Source organism: Telluria sp. LT1R51-2 (assembly GCF_059685775.1).
In genome coordinates, this window is sequence record NZ_JCASIM010000002.1 from 294,070 (window position 1) to 315,575 (window position 21,506).

Sequence of the window (21,506 nt, forward strand, 5' to 3'; positions counted from 1 at the left end):
GATCAGGCAGCGATCGCTTTACGCGACCGAGCCGCCAGCTGCTTCGATTGCCGCTTTAGCGCCGGCGCTCACTTTCAGGCCTTTGAGGTTCACCGCTTTGGTGATCTCGCCGGACAGGATGACGCGCACGTCACGTGCCAGAACCGACAGGACGCCAGCCGCTTTGAGCACCAGGATGTCGACTTCGCCGACGGCCAGGTTGTTCAGATCGGACAGACGCACTTCAGCCTTGAACGTTGCGTTCAGCGATTTGAAACCACGCTTTGGCAGACGACGCTGCAGAGGCATTTGACCGCCTTCGAAGCCAACTTTGTGGAAGCCGCCCGAACGCGACTTTTGACCCTTGTGACCACGGCCGGCAGTTTTGCCGATGCCGGAGCCGATACCGCGGCCGACGCGACGCTTGTAGTGCTTGGCGCCGTCAGCTGGTTGAATGGTATTGAGTTCCATTGATTTCTCCGTTCGCAAGCCCGAGGGCTTACGAAACCACTTTCACGAGGTACGATACTTTGTTGATCATGCCACGCACGGACGGGGTGTCTTGCAACTCGGAGACCGAGTTGACGCGACGCAGACCCAGACCGCGCACGGTGGCACGGTGATCCTGACGGGTACCGATCAGGCCCTTGACGAGCTGAACTTTAACGGTGTTAGCCATGTGATTTCCCCTTAACCCAGGATGTCTTCGACCGACTTGCCACGCTTGGCGGCGATGTCGGAAGCAGTGCTCATTTTCGACAGACCGTCGAGAGTTGCGCGCACCAGGTTGTATGGATTCGACGAGCCGGTCGATTTAGCGACCACGTCCGTCACGCCCATCACTTCGAAGATAGCGCGCATTGCGCCACCAGCGATCACGCCGGTACCAGGCTTAGCTGGCATCATCATGACGCGCGAGGCGCCGTGACGACCGGACACGGTGTGGTGCAGCGTACCGTTCTTGAGTGGCACCTTGATCAGGTTGCGGCGGGCTTCTTCCATCGCTTTTTGCACGCCGACTGGAACTTCCTTCGACTTGCCTTTGCCCATGCCGATGCGGCCATCGCCGTCACCGACAACGGTCAGCGCTGCAAAACCCATGATACGACCACCCTTGACCACTTTGGTCACGCGGTTGATCGCGATCATTTTCTCGCGCATGCCATCATCCGGCTTGTCGCTTGCCATTTTCGCTTGCATTTTTGCCATGACGATTCTTCCTTAGAACTTCAGACCGGCTTCACGCGCGGCTTCCGCCAGCGCCTTCACCCGACCGTGGTAACGGAAACCGGAGCGATCGAACGCGACTTCGGTGATTCCTGCTTTCAGTGCTTTTTCTGCGACGCGCTTGCCGACCAGAGCGGCTGCTGCAGCGTTGCCGCCGGCGCCAGTCTGACCTGCCAGCTCGGCACGCACTTCAGCTTCCAGAGTCGAAGCCGACACCAGTACTTTTGCGTCCGGGCTGATCAGGTTCGCATAGATATGCAGGTTGGTGCGGTGAACCGACAAACGGTTCACGCCCAGCTGCGAGATCTTGATGCGGGTCTGACGTCCACGACGCAGACGTGATTCTTTCTTGTCCATGTCAGCTCCGATTATTTCTTCTTGGTTTCTTTAAGCTTCACCACTTCGTCCGAATAACGGACACCCTTGCCTTTGTAAGGCTCAGGCGAGCGGTAAGCGCGAACTTCAGCGGCAACCTGGCCGACCTTTTGACGATCGATACCCTTGATCAGGATCTCGGTCGGGGTCGGAGTTGCTGCAGTAACGCCTTCCGGCATTGCGTGCAGCACCGGGTGCGAGAAGCCCAGGGACAGGTTCAGGGCGTTGCCCTGCACTGCTGCCTTGTAGCCCACGCCGACCAGGTTCAGCTTCTTCTCGAAGCCCTTGGTCACGCCGGTTACCATGTTGTTGACCAGAGCACGCAGGGTGCCGGACATGGCGTTCGATTCACGCGAATCATCGACTACGTCGAAGGTCAGCGTGCCATTGTTGTTTTCCACTTTGACCAGGCCGTTCAGGGCCTGGGTCAGGGAGCCCAGCGGGCCCTTGACGGTGATCGACGACGCGTTGATCGCGACTTCGGCACCGGCAGGGACGGCGATAGGCATCTTAGCTACTCGAGACATCGTCTACTCCTTAAGCCACGTAGCAAATCACTTCGCCACCGACACCGGTAGCGCGCGCTTTGCGATCAGTCATGACGCCTTGCGGAGTCGACACGATTGCCACGCCCAGGCCGTTCATGACGGTTGGGATCTCGTCTTTACCTTTGTAGATACGCAGGCCTGGACGGGACACGCGCTCAAGGCGCTCGATGACCGGACGGCCAGTGTAATACTTCAAACCGATTTTCAGTTCCGCTTTACCACCTTCGGAGGTGACAGCGAAATCCTCAATGTAACCCTCGTCCTTCAGGACGTTGGCAATGGCAACCTTGACTTTTGACGACGGCATTGCGACCGTGGTTTTCTGAACAACTTGTGCGTTGCGAATGCGGGTCAGCATATCGGCGATAGGATCGCTCATACTCATTGCATATTCTCCTATTACCAGCTTGCTTTGGTCATACCAGGAATTTCGCCCTTCATGGCGAATTCGCGGACTTTGGTACGTGCCAGACCGAATTTACGGAATGTGCCACGTGGACGGCCAGTGATGGCGCAGCGGTTACGCTGACGGGTCGGCGCCGAGTTGCGCGGCAGAGCCTGCAGCTTCAGACGCGCTTCGTAGCGTTCTTCTTCCGTCTTCGACTGGTCGTCGATGATCGCTTTAAGAGCGGCACGCTTCGGGGCGAATTTCTCCACCAGGTCTGCACGCTTCTTTTCGCGGTTAATCAGTGAAAGTTTTGCCATTGCTCTTAGTTCCTGAACGGGAATTTGAAGGCGGCGAGCAGCGCTTTGGCTTCTTCGTCGGTCTTAGCAGTCGTGGTGATCGAGATGTTCATGCCACGCAGTGCATCGATCTTGTCGTAGTCGATCTCTGGGAAGATGATCTGTTCCTTGACACCGATGTTGTAGTTGCCGCGACCATCGAACGATTTACCATTGACACCGCGGAAGTCACGCACGCGCGGCAGAGCCACGGTGATGAAGCGGTCCAGGAATTCGTACATGCGGGCGCCGCGCAGGGTCACCATCGTGCCGATCGGGTAGCCTTCGCGGATCTTGAAACCAGCGATTGCCTTGCGTGCCTTGGTGATCACTGGCTTCTGGCCGGCGATCTTCGTCAGGTCGCCAGTGGCGTGCTCGATGATCTTCTTGTCAGCGACTGCTTCCGACAGACCCATGTTCAGGGTGATCTTGGTCAGACGTGGCACTTCCATCACCGACTTGTAACCGAATTTCTCGGTCAGCTCGGCGACGACTTTTTCTTTGTAAATTGCTTGGAGACGGGCCATTTATTCTTACCCCTTCACTACTTCGCCGCTCGACTTGAAGACGCGGACTTTTTTGCCATCCTGGTCTTTGAAGCCAACGCGATCTGCCTTGCCGGTCGCTGCGTTGAACAGCGCGACATTCGACACGTGAATCGGCATTGTCTTGTCGACGATACCACCAGTAACACCGGTCATCGGGTTAGGCTTGGTCGCTTTTTTAGCGACGTTGACGCCTTCGACGATGACGTGTTCAGCGTCTACACGCTGTTGAACGACACCGCGCTTGCCCTTGTCTTTCCCGGCCAGAACGATGACTTCGTCGTTTTTACGAATCTTATCCATGTCGTATCCTTACAGAACTTCAGGTGCCAGCGACACGATCTTCATGAACTTTTCAGTGCGCAGCTCGCGCGTCACTGGTCCGAAGATACGGGTACCGATTGGCTCCAGCTTGGCGTTCAGCAGGACAGCGGCATTGCCGTCGAACTTGACCAGGGAACCATCCGGGCGACGCACACCTTTTGCGGTGCGCACAACCACGGCATTGTAAATTTCACCTTTTTTGACGCGACCACGTGGGGCTGCGACTTTAACGGTGACCTTGATGATGTCGCCAATGCTCGCGTAACGGCGCTTCGAGCCGCCCAACACCTTGATGCACAGAACTTCCTTTGCACCCGTGTTGTCGGCTACTTCGAGCCGGCTTTCGGTTTGAATCATAGTATTTTCTTTCCCAACTTAAGCCGAAGAAACCCCACAATTTGTGGGCCTGCGGTCAGTCTTGGTCCCGCCGTAACGCCCCTGCTGGAGCACCACGATTGGGTGATTGGACTTTCCAATAACGCTCTTCGTTACAGGCCGCACTTGCCGAGGGGGACAAACTGCGGCAACACATGAACGAAGCCCGCTAGTATCTCAGATACCAGCGGGCCACGCAAGACAATTTTTAAAGCTTAGAGGACTGGTGCTACCAACAGCACCTGGGTGACCGTCCAGGCTTTCGTCTTCGAGATCGGGCGACCTTCTGCGATCTCGACGGTGTCGCCAATTTTCGCTTCGTTCGCTTCGTCGTGCGCGTGATACTTGTTCGAGCGCACGATGATCTTGCCGTACAGCGGATGCTTGACGTGACGTTCGATCAGTACGGTTACCGTCTTGTCCATTTTGTCGGACACGACTTTACCGACCAGCGTACGCTTCAGCGCCGTTTTAGTGGTGTCGTTCATTTGGCTTCCTTCGTGTTCATCACAGTCTTCACACGCGCGATATCGCGACGTACTTTCTTGAGCTGCGAGGTATTCCCGAGCTGCTGGGTGGCGACTTGCATGCGCAGACCGAATTGGGCCTTGAGCAGCTCGTTCAGCTCCTTCTGCAGCGCGTCCTGGTCCTTGCCGCGGAGTTCCGATGCTTTCATATACAACTCCTGTTATTGACCGACCTGGCGAACCACGAACGTGGTTGCCAGTGGCAGTTTGGCAGCGGCCAGGCGGAATGCTTCGCGCGCCAGGGTTTCATCAACGCCGTCCATCTCATACAGGACTTTGCCTGGCTGGATTTCAGCGACGTAGTATTCCGGGTTACCTTTACCGTTACCCATACGAACTTCAGCTGGCTTGTTCGAAATCGGCTTGTCCGGGAAGATACGGATCCAGATACGACCGCCACGTTTGATGTGACGGGTCATGGCACGACGTGCCGCTTCGATCTGACGTGCAGTGATACGGCCGCGGGCAACTGCCTTCAGACCGAATTCACCGAACGAGACCGCGGTGCCGCGGGTGTGCGAAATGCCGGTGTTACGGCCTTTCTGCTCTTTACGATACTTCCTGCGCGATGGTTGCAGCATGCTTATTCTCCTGCTTTCTCAGCTGGGGCAGCAGCAGGTGCAGCGGCAGCCGGGGTCGCCAGCTTGACAGCTGGACGAGCGCGGACAACTGGCGCTGCGGCTGGACGTGCGCCGCCTGCTGGGCGTGGGCCGCGCGATGGCTTGCCATCGTCACGACGTGGGCCGCGTGGCTTCTTGTCGTCCGGCGGGGTGTCGATGACTGGTGCTTCGCCGGTGACCGAACGGTCGCCCTTGTAGACCCAGACCTTGACGCCGATGATGCCGTACGTGGTCGATGCTTCGCTGGTGCCGTAGTCGATATCGGCGCGCAGGGTGTGAAGTGGCACGCGACCTTCGCGGTACCATTCGGTACGTGCGATTTCGATGCCGTTCAGACGACCCGACGACATGATCTTGATGCCGACAGCGCCCAGACGCATTGCATTTTGCATCGCGCGCTTCATTGCACGACGGAACATGATGCGCTTCTCGAGCTGTTGCGAGATCGAATCGGCGATCAGCTGCGAATCGATCTCAGGCTTGCGGATCTCTTCGATATTGACGTGCACTGGCACGCCCATGATCTTCGCCAGCGACGACTTCAGCACTTCGATGTCTTCGCCTTTTTTACCGATCACGACACCAGGACGCGACGAGTAAATGGTGAAACGCGCGTTCTTGGCAGGACGCTCGATGACGATGCGACCGACCGAAGCGTTCTTCAGCTTCTTTTTCAGGAAAGCGCGTGCTTCCAGGTCTTCCAGCAGCATGGCTGCGAAGTTGCCGTTACCAGCATACCAACGCGACGACCAGTTACGGGTGACCGCCAGGCGGAAGCCGGTAGGGTGGATTTTCTGACCCATTCTGTGACTCCTTAGTTACCGACAGTCACGTAAATGTGACAGGATTGTTTAGAAATACGATCGCCGCGGCCTTTTGCACGTGCCGTGAAACGCTTCAGGATCGGGCCCTTTTCGACATAGATCTGAACGATTTTCAGTTCGTCGATGTCCGCGCCATCATTGTGTTCCGCGTTGGCGATCGCCGACTCGAGAACCTTCTTAATGATCGTCGCGCCCTTTTTTGGGCTGAATTGCAGAATGTTGAGTGCTGCATCAACTTTCTTGCCGCGGATCAGATCGGCCACCAGGCGGCCTTTTTGTTCCGACAGGCGCACGCCTTTGAGGATAGCTTTAGTTTCCATTATTTTTTCGCCTTCTTGTCAGCGGCGTGGCCCTTGAACGTACGGGTCAGCGCGAACTCGCCGAGCTTGTGGCCGACCATGTTCTCCGACACATACACAGGAACGTGCAGCTTGCCGTTGTGAACAGCGATCGTCAGACCGATGAAGTCTGGGGAGATCGTCGAGCGGCGCGACCAGGTTTTGACTGGCTTTTTGTCTTTGTTCGCTTGCGCGGCTTCGACTTTTTTCACCAGGTGGGCGTCAATAAACGGCCCTTTTTTCAATGAACGAGTCATTTTTTATCCTTATTTCTTGCCGCGGCGCGAAACGATCATCGACGAAGTACGCTTGTTCGAACGCGTCTTCTTACCCTTGGTCTGCTGGCCCCATGGGGACACTGGGTGACGACCGGCTGCAGTTTTACCTTCACCACCACCGTGCGGGTGATCGACAGGGTTCATGACCACACCGCGAACGGTTGGACGAACACCACGCCAGCGCATCGCGCCAGCTTTACCGATCTTGCGCAGGCTGTGTTCGGCATTGCCGACTTCGCCAATGGTAGCGCGGCACTCGATGTGCACGCGACGGACTTCACCCGAGCGCAGGCGGACCTGAGCGTAGGTGCCTTCACGTGCCATCAGCACGACGCCGGCGCCGGCGGTACGGGCCATCTGGGCACCCTTACCTGGCAGCATTTCGACGCAGTTCATGATGGTACCGACCGGGATGTTGCGGATCGGCAGGCAGTTACCTGCTTTGATCGGCGCTTCCGAGCCATTCATGATGCTATCGCCGACAGCCATGTTCTTGGTGGCGATGACATACTGACGCTCACCGTCCGCGTAGCACAGCAGTGCAATGTGCGCGGTACGGTTCGGGTCGTATTCGATACGCTCGACCTTGGCAGGGATGCCGTCCTTCTGGCGCTTGAAGTCGACCAGACGGTAATGCTGCTTGTGACCGCCGCCCATGTGACGGGTGGTGATGTGACCGTTGTTGTTACGGCCGGCAGTTTTCGATTTCTTTTCAACCAGGGCTGCGAACGGACGACCTTTGTACAGGCCTTCAGTCACAACTTTCACCATGCCGCGACGGCCTGGGGAGGTTGGCTTCATCTTAACGAGTGCCATTATTTAGCCTCCTCGACAAAATTGATTTCCTGGCCTGGCTTCAGGCACACGAAAGCACGCTTGGTGTGGTTGCGACGACCGTTGAAACGGCCCGAACGCTTCTGCTTGCCTTCACGGTTCAACGTCTGGACCGATTCGACCTCGACTTTGAACAGCAGTTCGACAGCAGCCTTGATTTCTGGCTTGGTCGCGTCAGGCATGACCTTGAACACGATCTGCTCGTTCTTTTCCGCGACGAAGGTAGCCTTCTCGGAAATGATCGGAGCCAGCAGCACCTTCATCAGGCGCTCTTCGCTAAATTTGATTGCGGCGCTCATGCGTACATCTCCTCGATCTTGGCCAGAGCAGCTTTCGTGACCAGGATTTTCTTGTAGAACACCAGCGACATCGGGTCAGCGTGCTTAGGCTCAACGACCAGAACGTGCGGCAGATTGCGCGATGCCAGCTCGAGGTTTTCATCGATGGTATCGGTGATCACCAGGACCGAGTCCAGACCCATGCCCAGCAGTTTCTGCGACAGCAGCTTGGTCTTTGGTGCTTCGATCGACAGGTTCTCGACGACACTCAGACGGCCTTCGCGGGCCAGTTGCGAGAAGATCGAGCAGATACCTGCGCGGAACATCTTCTTGTTAACTTTGTGCGTGAAGTTTTCTTCTGGGCTGTTCGGGAAGATACGACCACCGCCGCGCCACAGTGGCGACGACGACATACCAGCACGAGCGCGGCCGGTACCTTTTTGGCGCCATGGCTTCTTGGTCGTGTGGTGGACTTCTTCACGATCTTTCTGCTTGCGGTTACCGCCACGTGCGTTAGCAGCGTAGGCGACGACGACTTGGTGAATCAGGGCTTCGTTGTATTCACGACCGAACACTTCATCGGCGGCTGCAACATTGGCGCCGTCTTGACCTTGCTCATTCAGGAGCTTCAGTTCCATGGCTTACGCTCCTTTCTTGAGTTTGGTTTTAACAGCAGGCTTGACGACCACTTGGCCGTTCTTCGCGCCAGGTACGGCACCCTTGATCAGCAGCAGCTGACGTTCGGTGTCGATGCGAGCCACTTCCAGGTTCTGGGTGGTGACGGTGACGTCGCCCATGTGACCGGTCATGCGCTTGCCTGGGAACACGCGGCCTGGATCCTGGGCCATACCGATCGAGCCAGGAACATTGTGCGAACGCGAGTTACCGTGGGTAGCACGGCCAGATGCGAAGTTGTGACGCTTGATGGTACCGGCGTAGCCCTTACCGATCGAGGTGCCTTGCACGTCGATTTTCTGGCCCACTTCGAACAGCGAAGCATCGATGGTGTCACCGGCTTTGAGTTCGGCGGCTTTGGTGGAATCGATGCGGAATTCTTTCAGCATCGTACCGGCTTCGACGCCAGCTTTGGCGTAGTGACCGGCAGCGGCTTTCGTCACGCGCGAAGCACGACGTTGACCGTAGACGACCTGAACTGCGGTGTAGCCATCAGTTTCAGGGGTTTTGATTTGTGCGACACGGTTGTTCGACACATCCAGCACGGTGACAGGGATTGAATCACCCTCGTCCGTGAAGATACGCATCATGCCAACCTTGCGACCGAGAAGGCCCAAGCTCATTTTTTCTCCATTCCCACCTACGATTGGGCGGGGGTAGTTGAACTACTAAATAATACGGGCAATAAAAGACGCACCCGTACCGAAGCCGGCTAGTATAGCGCGCAAACGGCAACGGCGCAACAGGAAAAATCGGCATCGAAACCGGTCCTGTTGCGCTTTTCGCAGTATCTGGAGAATGAAGAATCCGTTCGAGCTGAACGGCACAGACAGGCACAGCATCGTGCGCCTTGTCTCTACAGGCATCAACCATTGCTGGGAGCCTGCGACTTGAATTTCTGGTGGGCGGTGCAGGATTCGAACCTGCGACCCCTTGGATGTCGACCAAGTATTCTAACCAACTGAACTAACCGCCCGGGGAGCCGAATTATACGAGGCATGCTGGAACTTTTGCAATAGCTTTTTTCGGTGATTCAACTTTTCGGCAGAACATCGACATTGTGCCGTGACAGCGCCGAAACGAATCGCCGGTTGTATCGGCTACCTCACAATGATATTGTGCAAATGTAGTTCGAGGACGGGCTTCGTCGTGCGCACCCCGCGCACATGCTTTCCGGCATCCATGCCGGCGCCGTCCGCCCTCCTCCGCCTTTCCCCTACCTGCGCCGTCAGTCCACCCTGGTCTGCTGGCGGACGCATTGCTGCAAGGATGTACAACATGACTGTCATTGATACACAACGCTGGCCCCGCCTGCTCGACCCTTCCCGCCTTGTCCTCGCTACCGATCTCGACGGCACGCTGCTGCCCGGCACCCATGAGGCGCGGCGCCGCATCCGCGAACTGTTCTCGGCCGGTCAATACCTGGACGTGCTCCACAAGAAGTTCCCGAAAGAGGCGTTCTGGCCGATCGTCTTCTCGTTCCCCGACAAGCTGCACGGCGCGCTGCGGGTCAATCCGTACGACGCCAACGCGATGAGGACCACACTATACGACGCGCTGACGGTGGGCGCCGATGAAGCGGCGTACCAGGGCCTGACATGAACTACATCATCCTTGCCAATCCCGTGGCCGACTGGCTGATCGCCCTGGCGGCCATGGTGGCCGTGACCATCGGCCTGGACGCCCTCAAGTCCATCATCGCGCGGCGCCTGGGCGCGGGGGCCACGCAGACCGAAACGGGCACGCCCGCGCTGCTGCACGACATCGCCGCCGCCACGCTGCGCTCAACGAAGCTGGTGGTGCTGGGCTTTGTCGGCCTGTATGTCGGCGCCAGCCTGCTGACCCTGCCCGCCAAAGCAGACCTGTTCATCGGCCGCTTCGCGATCACGGCGCTCTTGATCCAGGTCGCGCTGTGGGGCGATACGGGCCTGCGCACCTGGCTGCGCGTCACGCGCGCGCAGCGCAGCAGCGAAGACCCGGACCGCGTCACCTCGTCGGCCGCTGTCACTTTTTTGGTACGCGTCGCGCTGTGGGCGATTGTTGCGCTGATGGTGCTCGACAACCTGGGCGTGAACATCACCACGCTCGTGGCCAGCCTGGGTATCGGCGGTATCGCCATCGCGCTGGCCGTGCAGAGCATCCTGGGCGACCTGTTCGCGTCGCTCTCGATCGTGCTCGACAAACCGTTCGTCGTGGGCGACTTCATCATCGTCGACAAGATGCTCGGCACGGTCGAGAAGATCGGCCTGAAGACCACCCGCGTGCGCAGCCTGGGCGGCGAGCAGATCGTGTTTTCGAATAACGACCTGCTCAAGAGCCGCATCCAGAACCTGCGCCGGATGGCGTCGCGCCGTGTCGTGTTCGGGTTCGGCGTGTCGCACCGCACACCTGAACCCATCCTGCGCGCGCTGCCGGCACTGCTGGAAGAGATCGTGCGCGCCCAGCCGCAGGTACGCTTCGACCGCGCCCACCTGAGCGGCCTGGCCGCGCCGAGCTTCAACTACGAAGTCGTGTATTACGTCGACAACACCGACTACACGATCTACATGGATATCCAGCAGGAGATCTATCTGCGCATCGTGGCGCTGCTGCAGGCGCAGGACGTGGCGCTGGCCTTGCCAGTGCAGACCGTGCAGCTCACGCGTGAAGCGCGGCCGCACGACAGCGCCCAGGCAGGCAACGACGCCGATGCATCGCTCGGAAAGGCTGCCTGACGCGGCATCCTCGCGCTACACTTGGCGCATGCACACGCCACTTCTTGCCCGCGTCCTGCGCTACGCCGTCCTCCAGGCCGACCGCGACGGCATCGCGCCCACGCCGATCGCCGGCCTGGTCGCGATCCGCGTGAACGAGCGCAGCGCTTTGACCAGCCAGATCGCCCGCCCGCTGGCCTGCCTGGTCCTGCAAGGCAGCAAAGAGGTCAGCACGGGCGGACAAACGCTGACGTTCCATGCGGGCGACTCTCTCTTGATCATGGCCGACGTGCCCACCCTCAGCCAGATCACGCAGGCCAGCAGCGCGGCGCCCTATTGTTCACTGGTGCTCGACCTGAATCCCGCCGTGATTGCCGATCTGGCCACCGACATGGCGACGATCGAAGACACCACCGGCGCGCCGGTACGCAGCGCGCCGACCGATGCGCACCTGGCGGACACCGCCCTGCGCCTGATGGGACTGATCGAGCGGCCCGCCGCGCTGCCGGTGCTGCAGGCAGCGCTGGTGCGTGAATTCCATTACTGGCTGCTGGCCGGCCGCCATGGCGCGGCGGTGCGGCGCCTTGGCCTGCCCGACAGTCACGTGCGCCGCGTGGCGCGCGCCGTCGCGCTGCTGCGCACCGACTATGCACGCCGGCTCCCGGTAGAGCAGCTGGCCAGCCTGGCCGGCATGAGTCCTTCCTCGTTCCACCAGCATTTTCGCGCGGTGACCTCGCTCACGCCACTGCAGTTCCAGAAGCAGCTGCGCCTGATCGAGGCGCGCCGCCTGATGCTCGCCGACGGCGTCAACGCCAGCACGGCCGCCCATGCGGTCGGCTATGAAAGCGTGCAGCAATTCACGCGCGAGTACGGGCGCATGTTCGGGCTGCCGCCGGTGCGCGACGTGAGCGCCGCGCACGAGCGCCTGCACGCCGCCTGAGCTCAAGCCATCAAATCGCCTGCCCGCCCGAGACTTCGATGCGCTGGCCGTTGATCCAGCGATTGTCCTGCCCCAGCAGGCTCGCAATCATCGGCCCGATATCGTCCGGCACCCCCACCCGGCCCAGCGCCGTCATGCCGGCAAATACCCCGTTCAGGTCCGGCGTGTCGCGCACTGCGCCACCCAGGAAATCCGTTTCGATCGCACCAGGCGCCACGGTATTGACCGCGATGCCGCGCCCGCCCAGTTCCTTGGCAAGATAGAGGCTCAGGATCTCGACCGCGCCCTTGACGGCCGCATACGCACCAAAGCCCGGGAGCGCGAAACGGGTGAGGCCCGACGACAGGTTCACGATGCGCCCACCATCGGCCAACAGCGGCAGCAGCGCCTGCGTGAGGAAGAACACGCCCTTGAAGTGGACGTCGACCAGGTGGTCGAACTGCGCCTCGGTGGTGTCGGCAATGGGCGCCATGGCGCCGTGGCCGGCATTGTTGACGAGGTGGTCGAACTGTTCGCGCCCCCAGGTAGTGCTTAGCGCCGTGCGCAGGCTGGCGGCAAACGCGGGAAAGCTGGCGACGTCGCCCACGTCGAGCTGCAGCGCCAGCGCCTGGCGGCCCAATGCGCGGATTTCTTCGACCACTTTCTGGGCCTCGGCTTCGCGGCTCTGGTAGGTGACGATCACGTCGCCGCCGCGGCGGGCAATGTGCAGTGCGGTGTTGCGTCCGAGGCCGCGGCTGGCGCCGGTAATGAGAGCGATCGTGGTCATGATGGTGATTCCTTGTAGGTTGGAGAGAGCCACCAGTATGTGAGCCGCGCCGCCCGCGCCGTTGCCGGAAGCTGGCCGGTCTTTGCCTGATCCTTCAAATCGTGCGCCGTCTCCAGAGCACCTTACAATCGACACTACCTTCCCAGCATCCCGACCGCCATGCACATCGCACCGTTTCATATCGCCGTTCCCGAGGCAGATCTGGCCGATCTGCACGCGCGCCTGGCGCGTACCCGCCTCGCGCCAGCCATCGCCGGCCAGGGATCGAGCGAAGGCATCGATCCCGCTTTCCTGGCGCAGTTGCCGGCGCGCTGGCGCGACGGCTTCGACTGGCGCGCGGTCGAAGCGCGGCTGAATCGCCTGCCGCAGTACCGTGCACGCGTGCAGGACCACACTATCCACTTTGTCCACCAGCGCGGCGCCGGGCCCGATCCGATGCCGCTGGTGCTCACGCATGGCTGGCCCGGCTCGTTTCTCGAGATGGAAGCGATCATCCCGCTGCTGGCCGACCCGGGCGCGCACGGCGCCGATCCGCGCGACAGCTTTCACGTGGTAACGCCGTCGCTGCCCGGCTTCGGCTATTCGTCGCAACCCACGCACAAGGGCATCGGCGCGTTCGAAACCGCGGGCCTGTGGGCCGAACTGATGACAGGCCTGGGCTACCCGCGCTTCGGCGCGCAGGGCGGCGACATCGGCGCCGGCGTGAGCGCCTGGCTGGGCCAGCGCTTCCCGGAGCAGATCATCGGCATGCACCTGAACTACATCCCCGGTTCGTTCCGGCCACCGCTGGCCGATGGTGAACAGCTGACGGACGACGAACAGGACTTCCTGCGCCGCGCCGCCGACTTTCTGGACCGCGAAGGCGCCTACGCGCGTCTGCAGGGCACCAAGCCGCACACGCTGGCAGTGGGCCTGCACGATTCGCCGGCCGGCCTGGCCGCGTGGATCGCCGAAAAATTCCAGGCCTGGAGCGATGGCCCCATCGACCTCGACACACTGTTGGCCAATATCAGCCTGTACTGGTTCACGGGATCGATCGGGTCATCCTTTCGCATGTATGTCGAAGGCCGCGCCCGGCCCATGACGCTGAGGGCGCGCGTTGCGCCGCCGCTGGGCGTGGCCGTGTTCCCGTTCGAGCTGCCGATGCCGCCGCGCAGCTGGGTCGCGCGCAGCTTTGACGTGCGCCAGTGGAACACGATGCTGGCGGGCGGGCATTTCGCGGCGCTTGAACAGCCTGCGATGCTGGCCGAAGAGATCCGCGCGTTCTTTCGCCCACTGCGTGCGCGCGCATGACTTTTGTGAGCCCCAAGTACGTACATCCCCCTATGAAAAACGGTTGAAATCCGCGCGCCGTAGCCCCATGTACAATTGATCGGTTACCGCCTATATTGGCGGCACCATCCCGAGGTTCGCCAGTCCACCGGCGGCCAGTCAACCCTCAACGGAACAAGGAGTTCGTATGGCAATCAGTCTGCAAAAAGGCGGCAACGTCAACCTGAGCAAGGAAGCACCGGGCCTGACCAAGGTCATCATCGGCCTGGGCTGGGATCCCCGCTCGACCGACGGTTCCGCGTTCGATCTGGACGGCAGCGCCTTCCTGCTCAAGACCGACGCCAAAGTGCGCGGCGATACCGACTTCATTTTCTATAACAACCTGAAGTCGACCGACGGTTCCGTGGTCCACGCAGGCGACAACACCACCGGCCAGGGCGAGGGCGACGACGAAAAGATCGCCGTTGAACTGAACCGCGTGCCGGCCGACATCGACAAGATCTCGTTCTGCGTCACCATCCACGATGCCGAGGCGCGCCGCCAGAGCTTCGGCCAGGTCAGCAAGGCATACATCCGCTGCCTGAACGCTGCCGGCGAAACCGAGATCGCGCGCTATGACCTGTCCGAAGACAGCTCAACCGAAACCGCGATGATCTTTGGTGAACTGTACCGCCATGGCAGCGAATGGAAATTCCGCGCCGTCGGCCAGGGCTTCAAGGGCGGCCTGGGTCCTCTGGCCCGCTCGTTCGGCGTCAACGTCTGAGTCGTTCGTCTCGCCGTTCGCCATGTAATCCCCCGGGCCCGCGCTAGATGCGGGCCCTGTCTGCAACATCTTCAGGAAATAGCGCATGCGCGTTTGGTACAACAGGACTTTTTCGTCCGTCAATGCTGCGATCAAGCTGATTCGCGAGGCCGATACTGACGGCCGTTTCACCATCGTTCACAGCAACGCCAACCGCCATGCGCCCGCTGCGCGCCTGGCCCACGAATTTCATATCGAGCCGGTCGGCCTGAAGGGCGAGGCGTATATCGACTGGTGCCTGGCCTTCTGCCGCGAACAGAAAATCGACATCTTCGTGCCCGGTCGTGAAGCCACGCTGCTGGCGTCCGAACTGGGGCGCTTTGCCGAGATTGGCACGCGCGTGCTGTCGGCGGCGCCGCCGGCCGAACTCAAACGCATCCACGACAAGGCCGACTTCTACGCCGAAACCGTGCTGCCCGACGCGCCGGTGGCCGAGTTTCGCGTCTTTGAAAACATCGCCCAATTCGACGCTGCCTGGGCCGAACTGCGCCCGCGTCACGCCAAGCTGTGCGTCAAGCCGTCGCATTCGATCTACGGCCTGGGCTTTGCCATCGTCGATGAAGCGCGCAGCAGCGCCGCGCTGCTGCTGGCCGGCGCCGAGTACCACGTCGGCTACGACGACCTGCGCCGCGGCCTGGCCGAAATGGGCGAATTTCGCACCATGCTCCTGATGGAGTTCCTCGAAGGCCCCGAATACAGCGTCGACTGCGTCGGCGACAACGGCCGCCTGGTGACCGCCGTCGTGCGCCGCAAGCTGCCGCAGGCAGGCAGCGGTCAGCTGATCGACATGCGCCAGGACATCCTGGACGCCACCACGCGCCTGTGCGCCGACTACCGCCTGAACGGCGTGTTCAACGCCCAGTTCCGCGAAGGCGGCGGCCGTCCCCGCCTTCTGGAGATCAACCCGCGCATGTCGGGCGGCATCGCCATGGCGTGCCTGGCCGGCCCCAACCTGCCGTACATCGCGCTGCGCTGCTTTGCCGACGGCTTCGACAGCGTCACCGTGCCACCGGTAGCCAACGGCATGCGCGTGGCCGAAGTCAGCGTCGCCACGGAACTGGCATGACCATGGCTGCGCCTTCCTCCACCCTGCAGCGCATCGAACTGCCCACCGGCACGCTCGAACTGCGCATCGACAGCGGCGCGGCCGAGGTTGACGAACTGCTCGGCTTTGCCGCGCGCGCCAATGCCAAGCGCGGCTTCCTTTTCTTGAGCAAGGTGCTGGGCAAGCACTGGCCAGCGTCGCCCGGCGCGATGCTGGCCGTGCACGAGCGCCTGGCGGCCACGGTGCCGCGGGTTGATGGCCCGGTGCTCTTCATCGCGATGGCCGAAACCGCGATTGGCCTGGGCCAGGGTGTGTTCGAAGCCTGGCTGCGCGCGCATCCGGCGCAGCAGGCGCTGTTTTTGTACACCACGCGCTACCGCGTGGGCGCCGGGCCGCTGATCGAATTCGCCGAGGCGCACAGCCACGCGCCGCGCCAGTTCCTGCACGAGCCCACCGATCCGGCGCTGCACGCGCTGTTCATGGCGGCGCGCACGGTCGTGATGGTCGACGATGAAGCCAGCACCGGCAATACCTTCGTCAACCTGGCCGCCGCCTGCCAGCGCCTGAACCCCGGCATCGAGCGCGTGCACCTGGCGACGATCACCAATTTCATGGGCCCGGCCGCCCCCGGCGAACTCGATGCGCGCTTCGGCCTGCCGGCCACCATCGGTGCGCTGGTCGACGGCCAGTTCACGTTTGCGCAAGGCCCGCTGCCACCGGACCAGGGTGCCGCCCAGCGCTTCGAGCACGACGCCGACCGCGGCGCCAGCAGCACGTTCGGTCGCCTGGGGATCGACCACGCCGTGCAAGCGCCGACCGCCCTGGCCACGCGCCTGGCCGGCGAGTTCGCCCCCGGCAGCCGCGTGCTGGTGCTGGGCACCGGCGAATTCATGCACGCGTCCACGCTGCTGGGCGCGGCCCTGCAGGCGCGCGGCGTCGACGTGGTGGTGCAGTCGACGACCCGCTCGCCGATCCTGACCTGGGGCGCGGTGGGCCACGCCTTGACCTTCCCCGACAACTACGGCGAAGGCATCGCCAACTACCTGTACAACGTCGCACCCGGCCAGTACGACCATGTCCTGCTGTGCTTTGAAACTGCCCCCGGCCCCGCGCTGTTCGCGCTGGCCGAGACCCTGCGCGCGCGCCTGTTCCACTTCCAGTCCGAGGACCACGTTGAAGAAGTTCCTGTTCGCTGACCTGGACGACACGCTGTTCCAGACCTTTGGCAAGTGCGGCGCGCACCGGGATGCCCCCGATGCGCTGCAGCCTGCTGCGTACTACAAGGATGGCAGCATCTGTTCGTACACGACCCCGGCCCAGCGCTCGTTTCTCGCGCTGCTGCAGGACGGGATGACGATGATCCCGACCACGGCGCGCGACCTCGATGGCCTGCGCCGCGTGCACCTGCCATTCAACAGTTACGCCGTCATCAACTACGGCGGCGTCGTGCTCGAACCGGGCGGCGCGATCGACCGGCCTTTTCTGGAGGGCGTGCGCACGGCAATGCACACTGCCCTACCCGGCCTGCTGGAGCTCGCGGCCCACATCGACGCCCATGGCGAGCGCACCGGTTACGCCGGCCGCGCGCGCATGATCGAAGATATCGGCACGCCGTTCTTCCTGGTCGTGAAAGACCCGGACAAGCTGAGCGAACGCCTCGCGCCGCTCGAAGAACACGTGGTGCGGCCGTGGATCGCGGACGGCAACCGCGACTACGTCGTCCACCGCAACGGCAACAACCTGGCGATCCTGCCCAGGGCGCTGGACAAGGCCCATGCGGTCGCGCACATCACGGCGCGCCTGAAGGCCGAACACGGCGAGATCGTCACCTTCGGCATGGGCGACAGCCGCTCGGATGCACGCTTCATGGCCGCCTGTGACTACGCGATCATCCCGCGCGGCACGCAGCTGGCCGGCGTCACCGTGGGGGCGCTGTGATCTCGCATGTCCGCTTTCCGGGCAGCTATCGCGATGGCGACGTCGACTTTCTTCTGCGCCGCCTGCCGCAGCAGGACTTCGTCAATGTCGCCGAAAAGGAAGCGCTGATCCAGAGCGGCCAGCGCCACTACAGCCAGATGCTGTCGCCGGAATCCGCACCGTCCGGGCGCTACATGCGCCTGTTCGACGCCGCCTGCGCCGCCAACAACCTGCGCATGGCGCAGGATTGCCTGCGTCTGGCGGGCCTGATCGCGGGGCGCCGCGCGCAGCAGGTCACGATCGTTTCGCTGGCGCGTGCCGGCACGCCGGTGGGCGTGGTGGTGGCGCGCCTGCTGCGCGAGCGGTTCGGGCGCGACGCCGTGCATTACTGCGTGTCGATCGTGCGCGACCGTGGCATCGACGCGGCCGCCCTGCGCCACATCCTGGCCCAGGGCCACGCGCCCGAATCGATCGTGTTCGTCGACGGCTGGACCGGCAAGGGCGTCATCGCGCGCGAACTGGCCGGCTCGGTCGACGCACTCAATGCGCGTTACGGCGTGGCGATCGACGCGGGCCTGTACGTGCTGTCGGATCTGGCTGGCGCTGCCGCCTGCGCCGCCTCGTGCGACGATTACCTGATCCCGTCGAGCATCCTGAATGCGACGGTGTCTGGTCTTGTGAGCCGCACCGTCATGCCCGACGATCTGGGTGAAGACGAATTTCACGGCTGTGTGTTCTATGCGGACTTTGCCGACATCGACCGCTCCCAAAAGTTCGCCGATGACCTGACCGCGCTGGCCCTGGCGGCGGATGTCGCCGAGGCGCAGCCGATGGACGCGCAGGCGGCGCGCGCACGCTCGCAAGCCTATCTCGGCGCCGCGATGGGGCGCTATGGCGTGGCCGACGTCAACCTCGTCAAGCCGGGCATCGGCGAAGCCACGCGCGTGCTGCTGCGACGCGTGCCGCGCCTCCTGGTACTGCGCGAGGCGGATGCGCCGGATGTTGCGCACCTGGCCGCGCTGGCCGAAGAAAAACAGGTCCCGGTCGAGATCGACCCGGGCCTGCCCTACCACGCAGTATCCCTGATCAGGAGTGCATCCGATGGCTAAATCACTGGGCGCGTCGTTGTATGTGCCGGCCAATCACAAGGACCTGGCGGAGATCGCCAATGGCGACCTGATCCCGCACGCGCGGTCGCTGATCTTCTGCACCGAGGACGCCATCGCCGACCGGGAGCTGAGCTATTCGCTGTTCAACCTGTCGGTGGTGCTGGCCAATATGCGCGTGGACGTGGCGGCCGACCGCTTCGTCCGGGTACGCAATACCGAAGTGCTCGAGCGCGTGCTGGCCATGCCGGGCGCCGACAAGCTCACAGGTTTCGTGCTGCCCAAGATCACCCGCCACAACTTCGACAACTACTACCGCCTGCTGCGGCACACCGAGCACGTGTTGATGCCGACGCTGGAAACGGCCGAAGCCTTTGACGACCACGAGATGCAGGGCCTGCGCGCGGTGCTCGAAGCGCCCGGCGTACGCCATCGCATCCTGGCGCTGCGCATTGGCGGCAACGATCTGCTGGCGCTGCTGGGCCTGCGCCGACCGCGCGGCATGACGCTGTACCGCACGCCGCTCGGCCCCGTCATCTCGCGCCTGGTCACCACGTTCCGGCCCTACGGTTTCATGCTGACCGCGCCCGTGTTCGAATACCTCGACCTGCCCGAGCTGCTGGACCAGGAAGTCATCGAAGACCTGGCGCATGGCATGATCGGCAAGACCGCCATCCATCCGACCCAGATCGCGCCGATCGAGCAGCACTTCAAGGTGTCGCCGCAAGACCTGGCGGTGGCGCGCGCGATTCTCGACCAGTCGGCACCGGCCGTGTTTCGCATGAACGACGCCATGTGCGAAGTCGCCACCCATCGCGCCTGGGCCGAACGCACGGTCGAGCAATCGCGCCTGTTCGGTTTCCACGGCGCCGAACTGGATCACAAACCATTCCTGGAAGGGGAACCCTCATGAACATGACCACCTATTCGCGCGGCCAGAAAGGCAAGCTGGCCGATCTCGGCAGCGGCCACGTCTTCAACGTCGATGTCGAAATTGCCGCCAACGGCGCCTCGGTCGATGTCTCCTGCTTCGGCCTGGACGCCAACGACAAGCTGTCCGACGACCGCTACATGGTCTTCTACAACCAGCTGGCCAGCCCGGAAGGCGCGGTGCGCCTGAACCAGTCGCCGAGCCGCGCCAGCTTCGCCGTGAACCTCGACCAGCTGCCGGCATCGATCGCCAAGCTGGTATTCGTCGCCGCGATCGACGGCGCGGCCAGCATGCGCACGCTGGGTGCGAGTTCGCTCACGCTGGGCAGCGCGCTGCGCTTCCCGTGGTCCGGCGCCGACTTCGGCGACGAGAAAGCCGTGATCGTGGCCGAGCTGTACCGCCGCGATGGCCAGTGGCGCTTCGGCGCAGTCGGCCAGGGTTTCAGTGGCGGCCTGTCGGCGCTGCTCGCGCACTTTGGCGGTGCCGAGGCGGGGTCGTCATCGAAGTCTGTAACGCCAGCGCCTGCGCCAGTGTCCACGCCAGCGCCTGCCCCCGTTGCGACACCAGCCACGCCGCGCGTCTCGCTATCAAAAATCACGCTCGACAAACGCGGTGACAAGGTCTCGCTCGACAAGCGCGCGGGCGGCGGCTATGGCCGCATCCACGTCAACCTGAACTGGAACCAGGCCGCGATCGCGCCGCCACCGGCACCCTCCACGCCGCCACCGGCCGCAGCAGCGAGGGGCGGTGGCTTCCTCGACCGCCTGACCAGCATGGCGGGCGACCTCGCGCACAAGGCGGGCGAGATGGCCAACAAGGCGCAAGCATCGCGCAAGGGCCGCACCGGCATCGACCTCGATCTGGGCTGCATGTATGAGCTGATGGATGGCCGCCGCGGTCTTGTGCAAGCACTGGGCAACACGTTCGGCGACTACGAGCGCGATCCATTTATCAAGCTCGACGCCGACGACCGCACGGGCGCCGCCGCGAATGGCGAAAACCTGTTCATCAACGGCGAGCGCTTCGACCAGATCAAGCGCGCCGTGATCTTCTCGTTCATCTACGAAGGCGCGGCCAACTGGAGCGTGACCAATGGCGTGGTGACGATCACCGCACCAGGCCAGGCGCCGGTGGAAGTCAAACTCGACGGCGGCGACCGCCAGATCATGTGCGCCATCGCGCTGATCGAAAACCGCAGCGGCCAGCTGGTCATCACCAAACTGGCCGAATACTTCCAGCAGCAAGGCACCACCAGCGCCCACGAACTGATGGACCGCCACTTCGGCTTCGGCATGCGCTGGAAAACCGGCAGCAAATAAGCTGGCCGTAAAAAAGCCGGGGTCACAAAGCCGGGGTCAGGTCTGACATTCGGACACGACCTCAGCTTTAGCAAAGCCGGGGTCAGGTCTGACATTTGGACACGACCTCAGCTTTAGGCAATGTTGCACGAGTCGATGGGGCACGTCGGTCCGAGAACACGCATTTGATTACGTTGCCAATCAACGTGCGGTAGAGCTCGTGTCCGAATGTCAGACCTGACCCCGGCTGTGGCGCGCTGTTTGTG

The 21,506-nt window shown here is 62.2% G+C and carries 32 protein-coding genes and 1 tRNA gene; 11 read left to right on the forward strand and 22 right to left on the reverse strand.

Features of this window, described 5'->3' with window-relative positions; translation table 11 throughout:
• Window positions 1-18: 18 nt before the first annotated feature.
• The 21 genes from rplO to AC56LH_RS19600 all read right to left on the reverse strand — a co-directional run bounded on the left by rplO (window position 19) and on the right by AC56LH_RS19600 (window position 9,446).
• Window positions 19-450, reverse strand: coding sequence for a 50S ribosomal protein L15 (rplO, locus tag AC56LH_RS19500; protein WP_183554230.1), 432 nt, complete (start codon window positions 448-450; stop codon window positions 19-21).
• A gap of 28 nt (window positions 451-478) precedes the next feature.
• Window positions 479-658: a 50S ribosomal protein L30 gene (gene rpmD, locus AC56LH_RS19505; RefSeq protein WP_123069947.1), complete on the reverse strand. Its 180-nt coding sequence runs from the start codon at window positions 656-658 to the stop codon at window positions 479-481.
• An 11-nt stretch (window positions 659-669) separates the two neighbouring features.
• Window positions 670-1,188 carry a 30S ribosomal protein S5 gene (gene rpsE, locus AC56LH_RS19510; protein ID WP_183554232.1) on the reverse strand — a complete coding sequence of 173 codons (519 nt, stop codon included), beginning with the start codon at window positions 1,186-1,188 and terminating at the stop codon, window positions 670-672.
• Between the two features lie 12 nt (window positions 1,189-1,200).
• Window positions 1,201-1,563 carry a 50S ribosomal protein L18 gene (rplR, locus tag AC56LH_RS19515; protein ID WP_183554234.1) on the reverse strand — a complete coding sequence of 121 codons (363 nt, stop codon included), beginning with the start codon at window positions 1,561-1,563 and terminating at the stop codon, window positions 1,201-1,203.
• Window positions 1,564-1,574: 11 nt separating this feature from the next.
• A complete protein-coding gene (gene rplF / locus AC56LH_RS19520) occupies window positions 1,575-2,108 on the reverse strand; it encodes a 50S ribosomal protein L6 (protein WP_183554236.1) in 534 nt (177 codons plus the stop codon).
• A gap of 10 nt (window positions 2,109-2,118) precedes the next feature.
• Window positions 2,119-2,514, reverse strand: coding sequence for a 30S ribosomal protein S8 (gene rpsH / locus AC56LH_RS19525; protein WP_183554237.1), 396 nt, complete (start codon window positions 2,512-2,514; stop codon window positions 2,119-2,121).
• Between the two features lie 14 nt (window positions 2,515-2,528).
• Window positions 2,529-2,834 (reverse strand): 30S ribosomal protein S14, encoded by a 306-nt coding sequence (gene rpsN, locus AC56LH_RS19530; protein ID WP_183554238.1) that lies wholly within the window; start codon window positions 2,832-2,834, stop codon window positions 2,529-2,531.
• A 5-nt stretch (window positions 2,835-2,839) separates the two neighbouring features.
• The gene (gene rplE / locus AC56LH_RS19535; RefSeq protein WP_123069942.1) at window positions 2,840-3,379 is read right to left on the reverse strand and encodes a 50S ribosomal protein L5; all 540 of its coding nucleotides are present in this window, start codon (window positions 3,377-3,379) and stop codon (window positions 2,840-2,842) included.
• Between the two features lie 6 nt (window positions 3,380-3,385).
• Window positions 3,386-3,700, reverse strand: a complete 315-nt coding sequence (gene rplX, locus AC56LH_RS19540; protein ID WP_171085179.1) for a 50S ribosomal protein L24 — start codon at window positions 3,698-3,700, stop codon at window positions 3,386-3,388.
• 9 nt (window positions 3,701-3,709) lie between these two features.
• Window positions 3,710-4,078, reverse strand: coding sequence for a 50S ribosomal protein L14 (gene rplN / locus AC56LH_RS19545; protein WP_183554239.1), 369 nt, complete (start codon window positions 4,076-4,078; stop codon window positions 3,710-3,712).
• A gap of 233 nt (window positions 4,079-4,311) precedes the next feature.
• Entirely contained in the window at window positions 4,312-4,584 is a 273-nt protein-coding gene (gene rpsQ, locus AC56LH_RS19550; protein WP_183554240.1) for a 30S ribosomal protein S17, read from the reverse strand.
• Window positions 4,581-4,772, reverse strand: coding sequence for a 50S ribosomal protein L29 (rpmC, locus tag AC56LH_RS19555; protein WP_183554257.1), 192 nt, complete (start codon window positions 4,770-4,772; stop codon window positions 4,581-4,583). Before rpmC ends, rpsQ begins: the two co-directional genes overlap by 4 nt.
• A 12-nt stretch (window positions 4,773-4,784) precedes the next feature.
• Entirely contained in the window at window positions 4,785-5,204 is a 420-nt protein-coding gene (rplP, locus tag AC56LH_RS19560; RefSeq protein WP_145653055.1) for a 50S ribosomal protein L16, read from the reverse strand.
• 2 nt (window positions 5,205-5,206) lie between these two features.
• Window positions 5,207-6,046 (reverse strand): 30S ribosomal protein S3, encoded by an 840-nt coding sequence (gene rpsC, locus AC56LH_RS19565; RefSeq protein ID WP_332530667.1) that lies wholly within the window; start codon window positions 6,044-6,046, stop codon window positions 5,207-5,209.
• Window positions 6,047-6,057: 11 nt separating this feature from the next.
• Window positions 6,058-6,390: a 50S ribosomal protein L22 gene (gene rplV, locus AC56LH_RS19570; RefSeq protein ID WP_183555278.1), complete on the reverse strand. Its 333-nt coding sequence runs from the start codon at window positions 6,388-6,390 to the stop codon at window positions 6,058-6,060.
• Window positions 6,387-6,662 (reverse strand): 30S ribosomal protein S19, encoded by a 276-nt coding sequence (gene rpsS / locus AC56LH_RS19575; protein ID WP_119811777.1) that lies wholly within the window; start codon window positions 6,660-6,662, stop codon window positions 6,387-6,389. The genes rplV and rpsS overlap by 4 nt, the downstream gene beginning before the upstream one ends.
• A 9-nt stretch (window positions 6,663-6,671) precedes the next feature.
• Complete coding sequence (gene rplB / locus AC56LH_RS19580; protein WP_183554262.1) at window positions 6,672-7,499, reverse strand: 50S ribosomal protein L2; 828 nt, start codon at window positions 7,497-7,499, stop codon at window positions 6,672-6,674.
• Complete coding sequence (gene rplW / locus AC56LH_RS19585) at window positions 7,499-7,816, reverse strand: 50S ribosomal protein L23 (RefSeq protein ID WP_183554264.1); 318 nt, start codon at window positions 7,814-7,816, stop codon at window positions 7,499-7,501. Before rplW ends, rplB begins: the two co-directional genes overlap by 1 nt.
• A complete protein-coding gene (gene rplD, locus AC56LH_RS19590; protein ID WP_183554266.1) occupies window positions 7,813-8,433 on the reverse strand; it encodes a 50S ribosomal protein L4 in 621 nt (206 codons plus the stop codon). Before rplD ends, rplW begins: the two co-directional genes overlap by 4 nt.
• Before the next feature lie 3 nt (window positions 8,434-8,436).
• A complete protein-coding gene (gene rplC / locus AC56LH_RS19595; RefSeq protein ID WP_183554268.1) occupies window positions 8,437-9,093 on the reverse strand; it encodes a 50S ribosomal protein L3 in 657 nt (218 codons plus the stop codon).
• 276 nt (window positions 9,094-9,369) lie between these two features.
• A tRNA-Val gene (locus AC56LH_RS19600) sits at window positions 9,370-9,446 on the reverse strand.
• A gap of 302 nt (window positions 9,447-9,748) precedes the next feature.
• Here AC56LH_RS19600 and AC56LH_RS19605 point away from each other — a divergent pair.
• From AC56LH_RS19605 to AC56LH_RS19615, 3 genes are read left to right on the forward strand one after another with little or no spacing between them, the layout of a single operon-like run.
• On the forward strand, window positions 9,749-10,072 hold the full coding sequence (locus tag AC56LH_RS19605) for a hypothetical protein (RefSeq protein ID WP_499648945.1): 324 nt from the start codon (window positions 9,749-9,751) through the stop codon (window positions 10,070-10,072).
• Complete coding sequence (locus AC56LH_RS19610) at window positions 10,069-11,184, forward strand: mechanosensitive ion channel family protein (RefSeq protein WP_499648947.1); 1,116 nt, start codon at window positions 10,069-10,071, stop codon at window positions 11,182-11,184. The genes AC56LH_RS19605 and AC56LH_RS19610 overlap by 4 nt, the downstream gene beginning before the upstream one ends.
• A 28-nt stretch (window positions 11,185-11,212) precedes the next feature.
• Entirely contained in the window at window positions 11,213-12,103 is an 891-nt protein-coding gene (locus tag AC56LH_RS19615; RefSeq protein ID WP_499648949.1) for an AraC family transcriptional regulator, read from the forward strand.
• A 10-nt stretch (window positions 12,104-12,113) separates the two neighbouring features.
• Here AC56LH_RS19615 and AC56LH_RS19620 read toward each other — a convergent pair whose 3' ends face one another.
• Complete coding sequence (locus AC56LH_RS19620; protein WP_499648950.1) at window positions 12,114-12,869, reverse strand: SDR family NAD(P)-dependent oxidoreductase; 756 nt, start codon at window positions 12,867-12,869, stop codon at window positions 12,114-12,116.
• 159 nt (window positions 12,870-13,028) lie between these two features.
• Between AC56LH_RS19620 and AC56LH_RS19625 the strand changes: the two genes are divergently transcribed.
• From AC56LH_RS19625 to AC56LH_RS19660, 8 genes are all read left to right on the forward strand, one after another.
• On the forward strand, window positions 13,029-14,162 hold the full coding sequence (locus AC56LH_RS19625; protein ID WP_499648952.1) for an epoxide hydrolase family protein: 1,134 nt from the start codon (window positions 13,029-13,031) through the stop codon (window positions 14,160-14,162).
• Between the two features lie 166 nt (window positions 14,163-14,328).
• A complete protein-coding gene (locus tag AC56LH_RS19630) occupies window positions 14,329-14,904 on the forward strand; it encodes a TerD family protein (RefSeq protein ID WP_183554281.1) in 576 nt (191 codons plus the stop codon).
• 85 nt (window positions 14,905-14,989) lie between these two features.
• Window positions 14,990-16,009: an ATP-grasp domain-containing protein gene (locus tag AC56LH_RS19635; RefSeq protein ID WP_183554283.1), complete on the forward strand. Its 1,020-nt coding sequence runs from the start codon at window positions 14,990-14,992 to the stop codon at window positions 16,007-16,009.
• Complete coding sequence (locus AC56LH_RS19640) at window positions 16,006-17,184, forward strand: phosphoribosyltransferase domain-containing protein (RefSeq protein ID WP_499648954.1); 1,179 nt, start codon at window positions 16,006-16,008, stop codon at window positions 17,182-17,184. Before AC56LH_RS19635 ends, AC56LH_RS19640 begins: the two co-directional genes overlap by 4 nt.
• Complete coding sequence (locus tag AC56LH_RS19645; RefSeq protein WP_499648956.1) at window positions 17,162-17,926, forward strand: HAD family hydrolase; 765 nt, start codon at window positions 17,162-17,164, stop codon at window positions 17,924-17,926. The genes AC56LH_RS19640 and AC56LH_RS19645 overlap by 23 nt, the downstream gene beginning before the upstream one ends.
• On the forward strand, window positions 17,923-19,014 hold the full coding sequence (locus AC56LH_RS19650) for a cysteine protease StiP family protein (protein ID WP_499648957.1): 1,092 nt from the start codon (window positions 17,923-17,925) through the stop codon (window positions 19,012-19,014). The genes AC56LH_RS19645 and AC56LH_RS19650 overlap by 4 nt, the downstream gene beginning before the upstream one ends.
• On the forward strand, window positions 19,007-19,924 hold the full coding sequence (locus AC56LH_RS19655; RefSeq protein WP_499648959.1) for an HpcH/HpaI aldolase/citrate lyase family protein: 918 nt from the start codon (window positions 19,007-19,009) through the stop codon (window positions 19,922-19,924). Before AC56LH_RS19650 ends, AC56LH_RS19655 begins: the two co-directional genes overlap by 8 nt.
• Window positions 19,921-21,261: a TerD family protein gene (locus AC56LH_RS19660; RefSeq protein WP_499648961.1), complete on the forward strand. Its 1,341-nt coding sequence runs from the start codon at window positions 19,921-19,923 to the stop codon at window positions 21,259-21,261. The genes AC56LH_RS19655 and AC56LH_RS19660 overlap by 4 nt, the downstream gene beginning before the upstream one ends.
• Window positions 21,262-21,506 lie beyond the last annotated feature (245 nt).

Coding starts and splice junctions, on each gene's coding strand:
- AC56LH_RS19635 (WP_183554283.1), top strand. CDS start 14,990: ATGCGCGTTTGGTACAACAGGACTTTTTCGTCCGTCAATGCTGCGATC.
- rplO (WP_183554230.1), bottom strand. CDS start 450: ATGGAACTCAATACCATTCAACCAGCTGACGGCGCCAAGCACTACAAG.
- rplB (WP_183554262.1), bottom strand. CDS start 7,499: ATGGCACTCGTTAAGATGAAGCCAACCTCCCCAGGCCGTCGCGGCATG.
- AC56LH_RS19625 (WP_499648952.1), top strand. CDS start 13,029: ATGCACATCGCACCGTTTCATATCGCCGTTCCCGAGGCAGATCTGGCC.
- AC56LH_RS19610 (WP_499648947.1), top strand. CDS start 10,069: ATGAACTACATCATCCTTGCCAATCCCGTGGCCGACTGGCTGATCGCC.
- AC56LH_RS19630 (WP_183554281.1), top strand. CDS start 14,329: ATGGCAATCAGTCTGCAAAAAGGCGGCAACGTCAACCTGAGCAAGGAA.
- rplN (WP_183554239.1), bottom strand. CDS start 4,078: ATGATTCAAACCGAAAGCCGGCTCGAAGTAGCCGACAACACGGGTGCA.
- rplE (WP_123069942.1), bottom strand. CDS start 3,379: ATGGCCCGTCTCCAAGCAATTTACAAAGAAAAAGTCGTCGCCGAGCTG.
- rpsH (WP_183554237.1), bottom strand. CDS start 2,514: ATGAGTATGAGCGATCCTATCGCCGATATGCTGACCCGCATTCGCAAC.
- rpsQ (WP_183554240.1), bottom strand. CDS start 4,584: ATGAACGACACCACTAAAACGGCGCTGAAGCGTACGCTGGTCGGTAAA.
- rplC (WP_183554268.1), bottom strand. CDS start 9,093: ATGAGCTTGGGCCTTCTCGGTCGCAAGGTTGGCATGATGCGTATCTTC.
- AC56LH_RS19640 (WP_499648954.1), top strand. CDS start 16,006: ATGACCATGGCTGCGCCTTCCTCCACCCTGCAGCGCATCGAACTGCCC.
- rplF (WP_183554236.1), bottom strand. CDS start 2,108: ATGTCTCGAGTAGCTAAGATGCCTATCGCCGTCCCTGCCGGTGCCGAA.
- rplX (WP_171085179.1), bottom strand. CDS start 3,700: ATGGATAAGATTCGTAAAAACGACGAAGTCATCGTTCTGGCCGGGAAA.
- rpsE (WP_183554232.1), bottom strand. CDS start 1,188: ATGGCAAAAATGCAAGCGAAAATGGCAAGCGACAAGCCGGATGATGGC.
- rplD (WP_183554266.1), bottom strand. CDS start 8,433: ATGGAACTGAAGCTCCTGAATGAGCAAGGTCAAGACGGCGCCAATGTT.
- rplP (WP_145653055.1), bottom strand. CDS start 5,204: ATGCTGCAACCATCGCGCAGGAAGTATCGTAAAGAGCAGAAAGGCCGT.
- rpsC (WP_332530667.1), bottom strand. CDS start 6,046: ATGGGTCAGAAAATCCACCCTACCGGCTTCCGCCTGGCGGTCACCCGT.
- rplW (WP_183554264.1), bottom strand. CDS start 7,816: ATGAGCGCCGCAATCAAATTTAGCGAAGAGCGCCTGATGAAGGTGCTG.
- rpmC (WP_183554257.1), bottom strand. CDS start 4,772: ATGAAAGCATCGGAACTCCGCGGCAAGGACCAGGACGCGCTGCAGAAG.
- AC56LH_RS19655 (WP_499648959.1), top strand. CDS start 19,007: ATGGCTAAATCACTGGGCGCGTCGTTGTATGTGCCGGCCAATCACAAG.
- rpsS (WP_119811777.1), bottom strand. CDS start 6,662: ATGACTCGTTCATTGAAAAAAGGGCCGTTTATTGACGCCCACCTGGTG.
- AC56LH_RS19615 (WP_499648949.1), top strand. CDS start 11,213: ATGCACACGCCACTTCTTGCCCGCGTCCTGCGCTACGCCGTCCTCCAG.
- AC56LH_RS19605 (WP_499648945.1), top strand. CDS start 9,749: ATGACTGTCATTGATACACAACGCTGGCCCCGCCTGCTCGACCCTTCC.
- AC56LH_RS19660 (WP_499648961.1), top strand. CDS start 19,921: ATGAACATGACCACCTATTCGCGCGGCCAGAAAGGCAAGCTGGCCGAT.
- rpmD (WP_123069947.1), bottom strand. CDS start 658: ATGGCTAACACCGTTAAAGTTCAGCTCGTCAAGGGCCTGATCGGTACC.
- rplR (WP_183554234.1), bottom strand. CDS start 1,563: ATGGACAAGAAAGAATCACGTCTGCGTCGTGGACGTCAGACCCGCATC.
- AC56LH_RS19620 (WP_499648950.1), bottom strand. CDS start 12,869: ATGACCACGATCGCTCTCATTACCGGCGCCAGCCGCGGCCTCGGACGC.
- rpsN (WP_183554238.1), bottom strand. CDS start 2,834: ATGGCAAAACTTTCACTGATTAACCGCGAAAAGAAGCGTGCAGACCTG.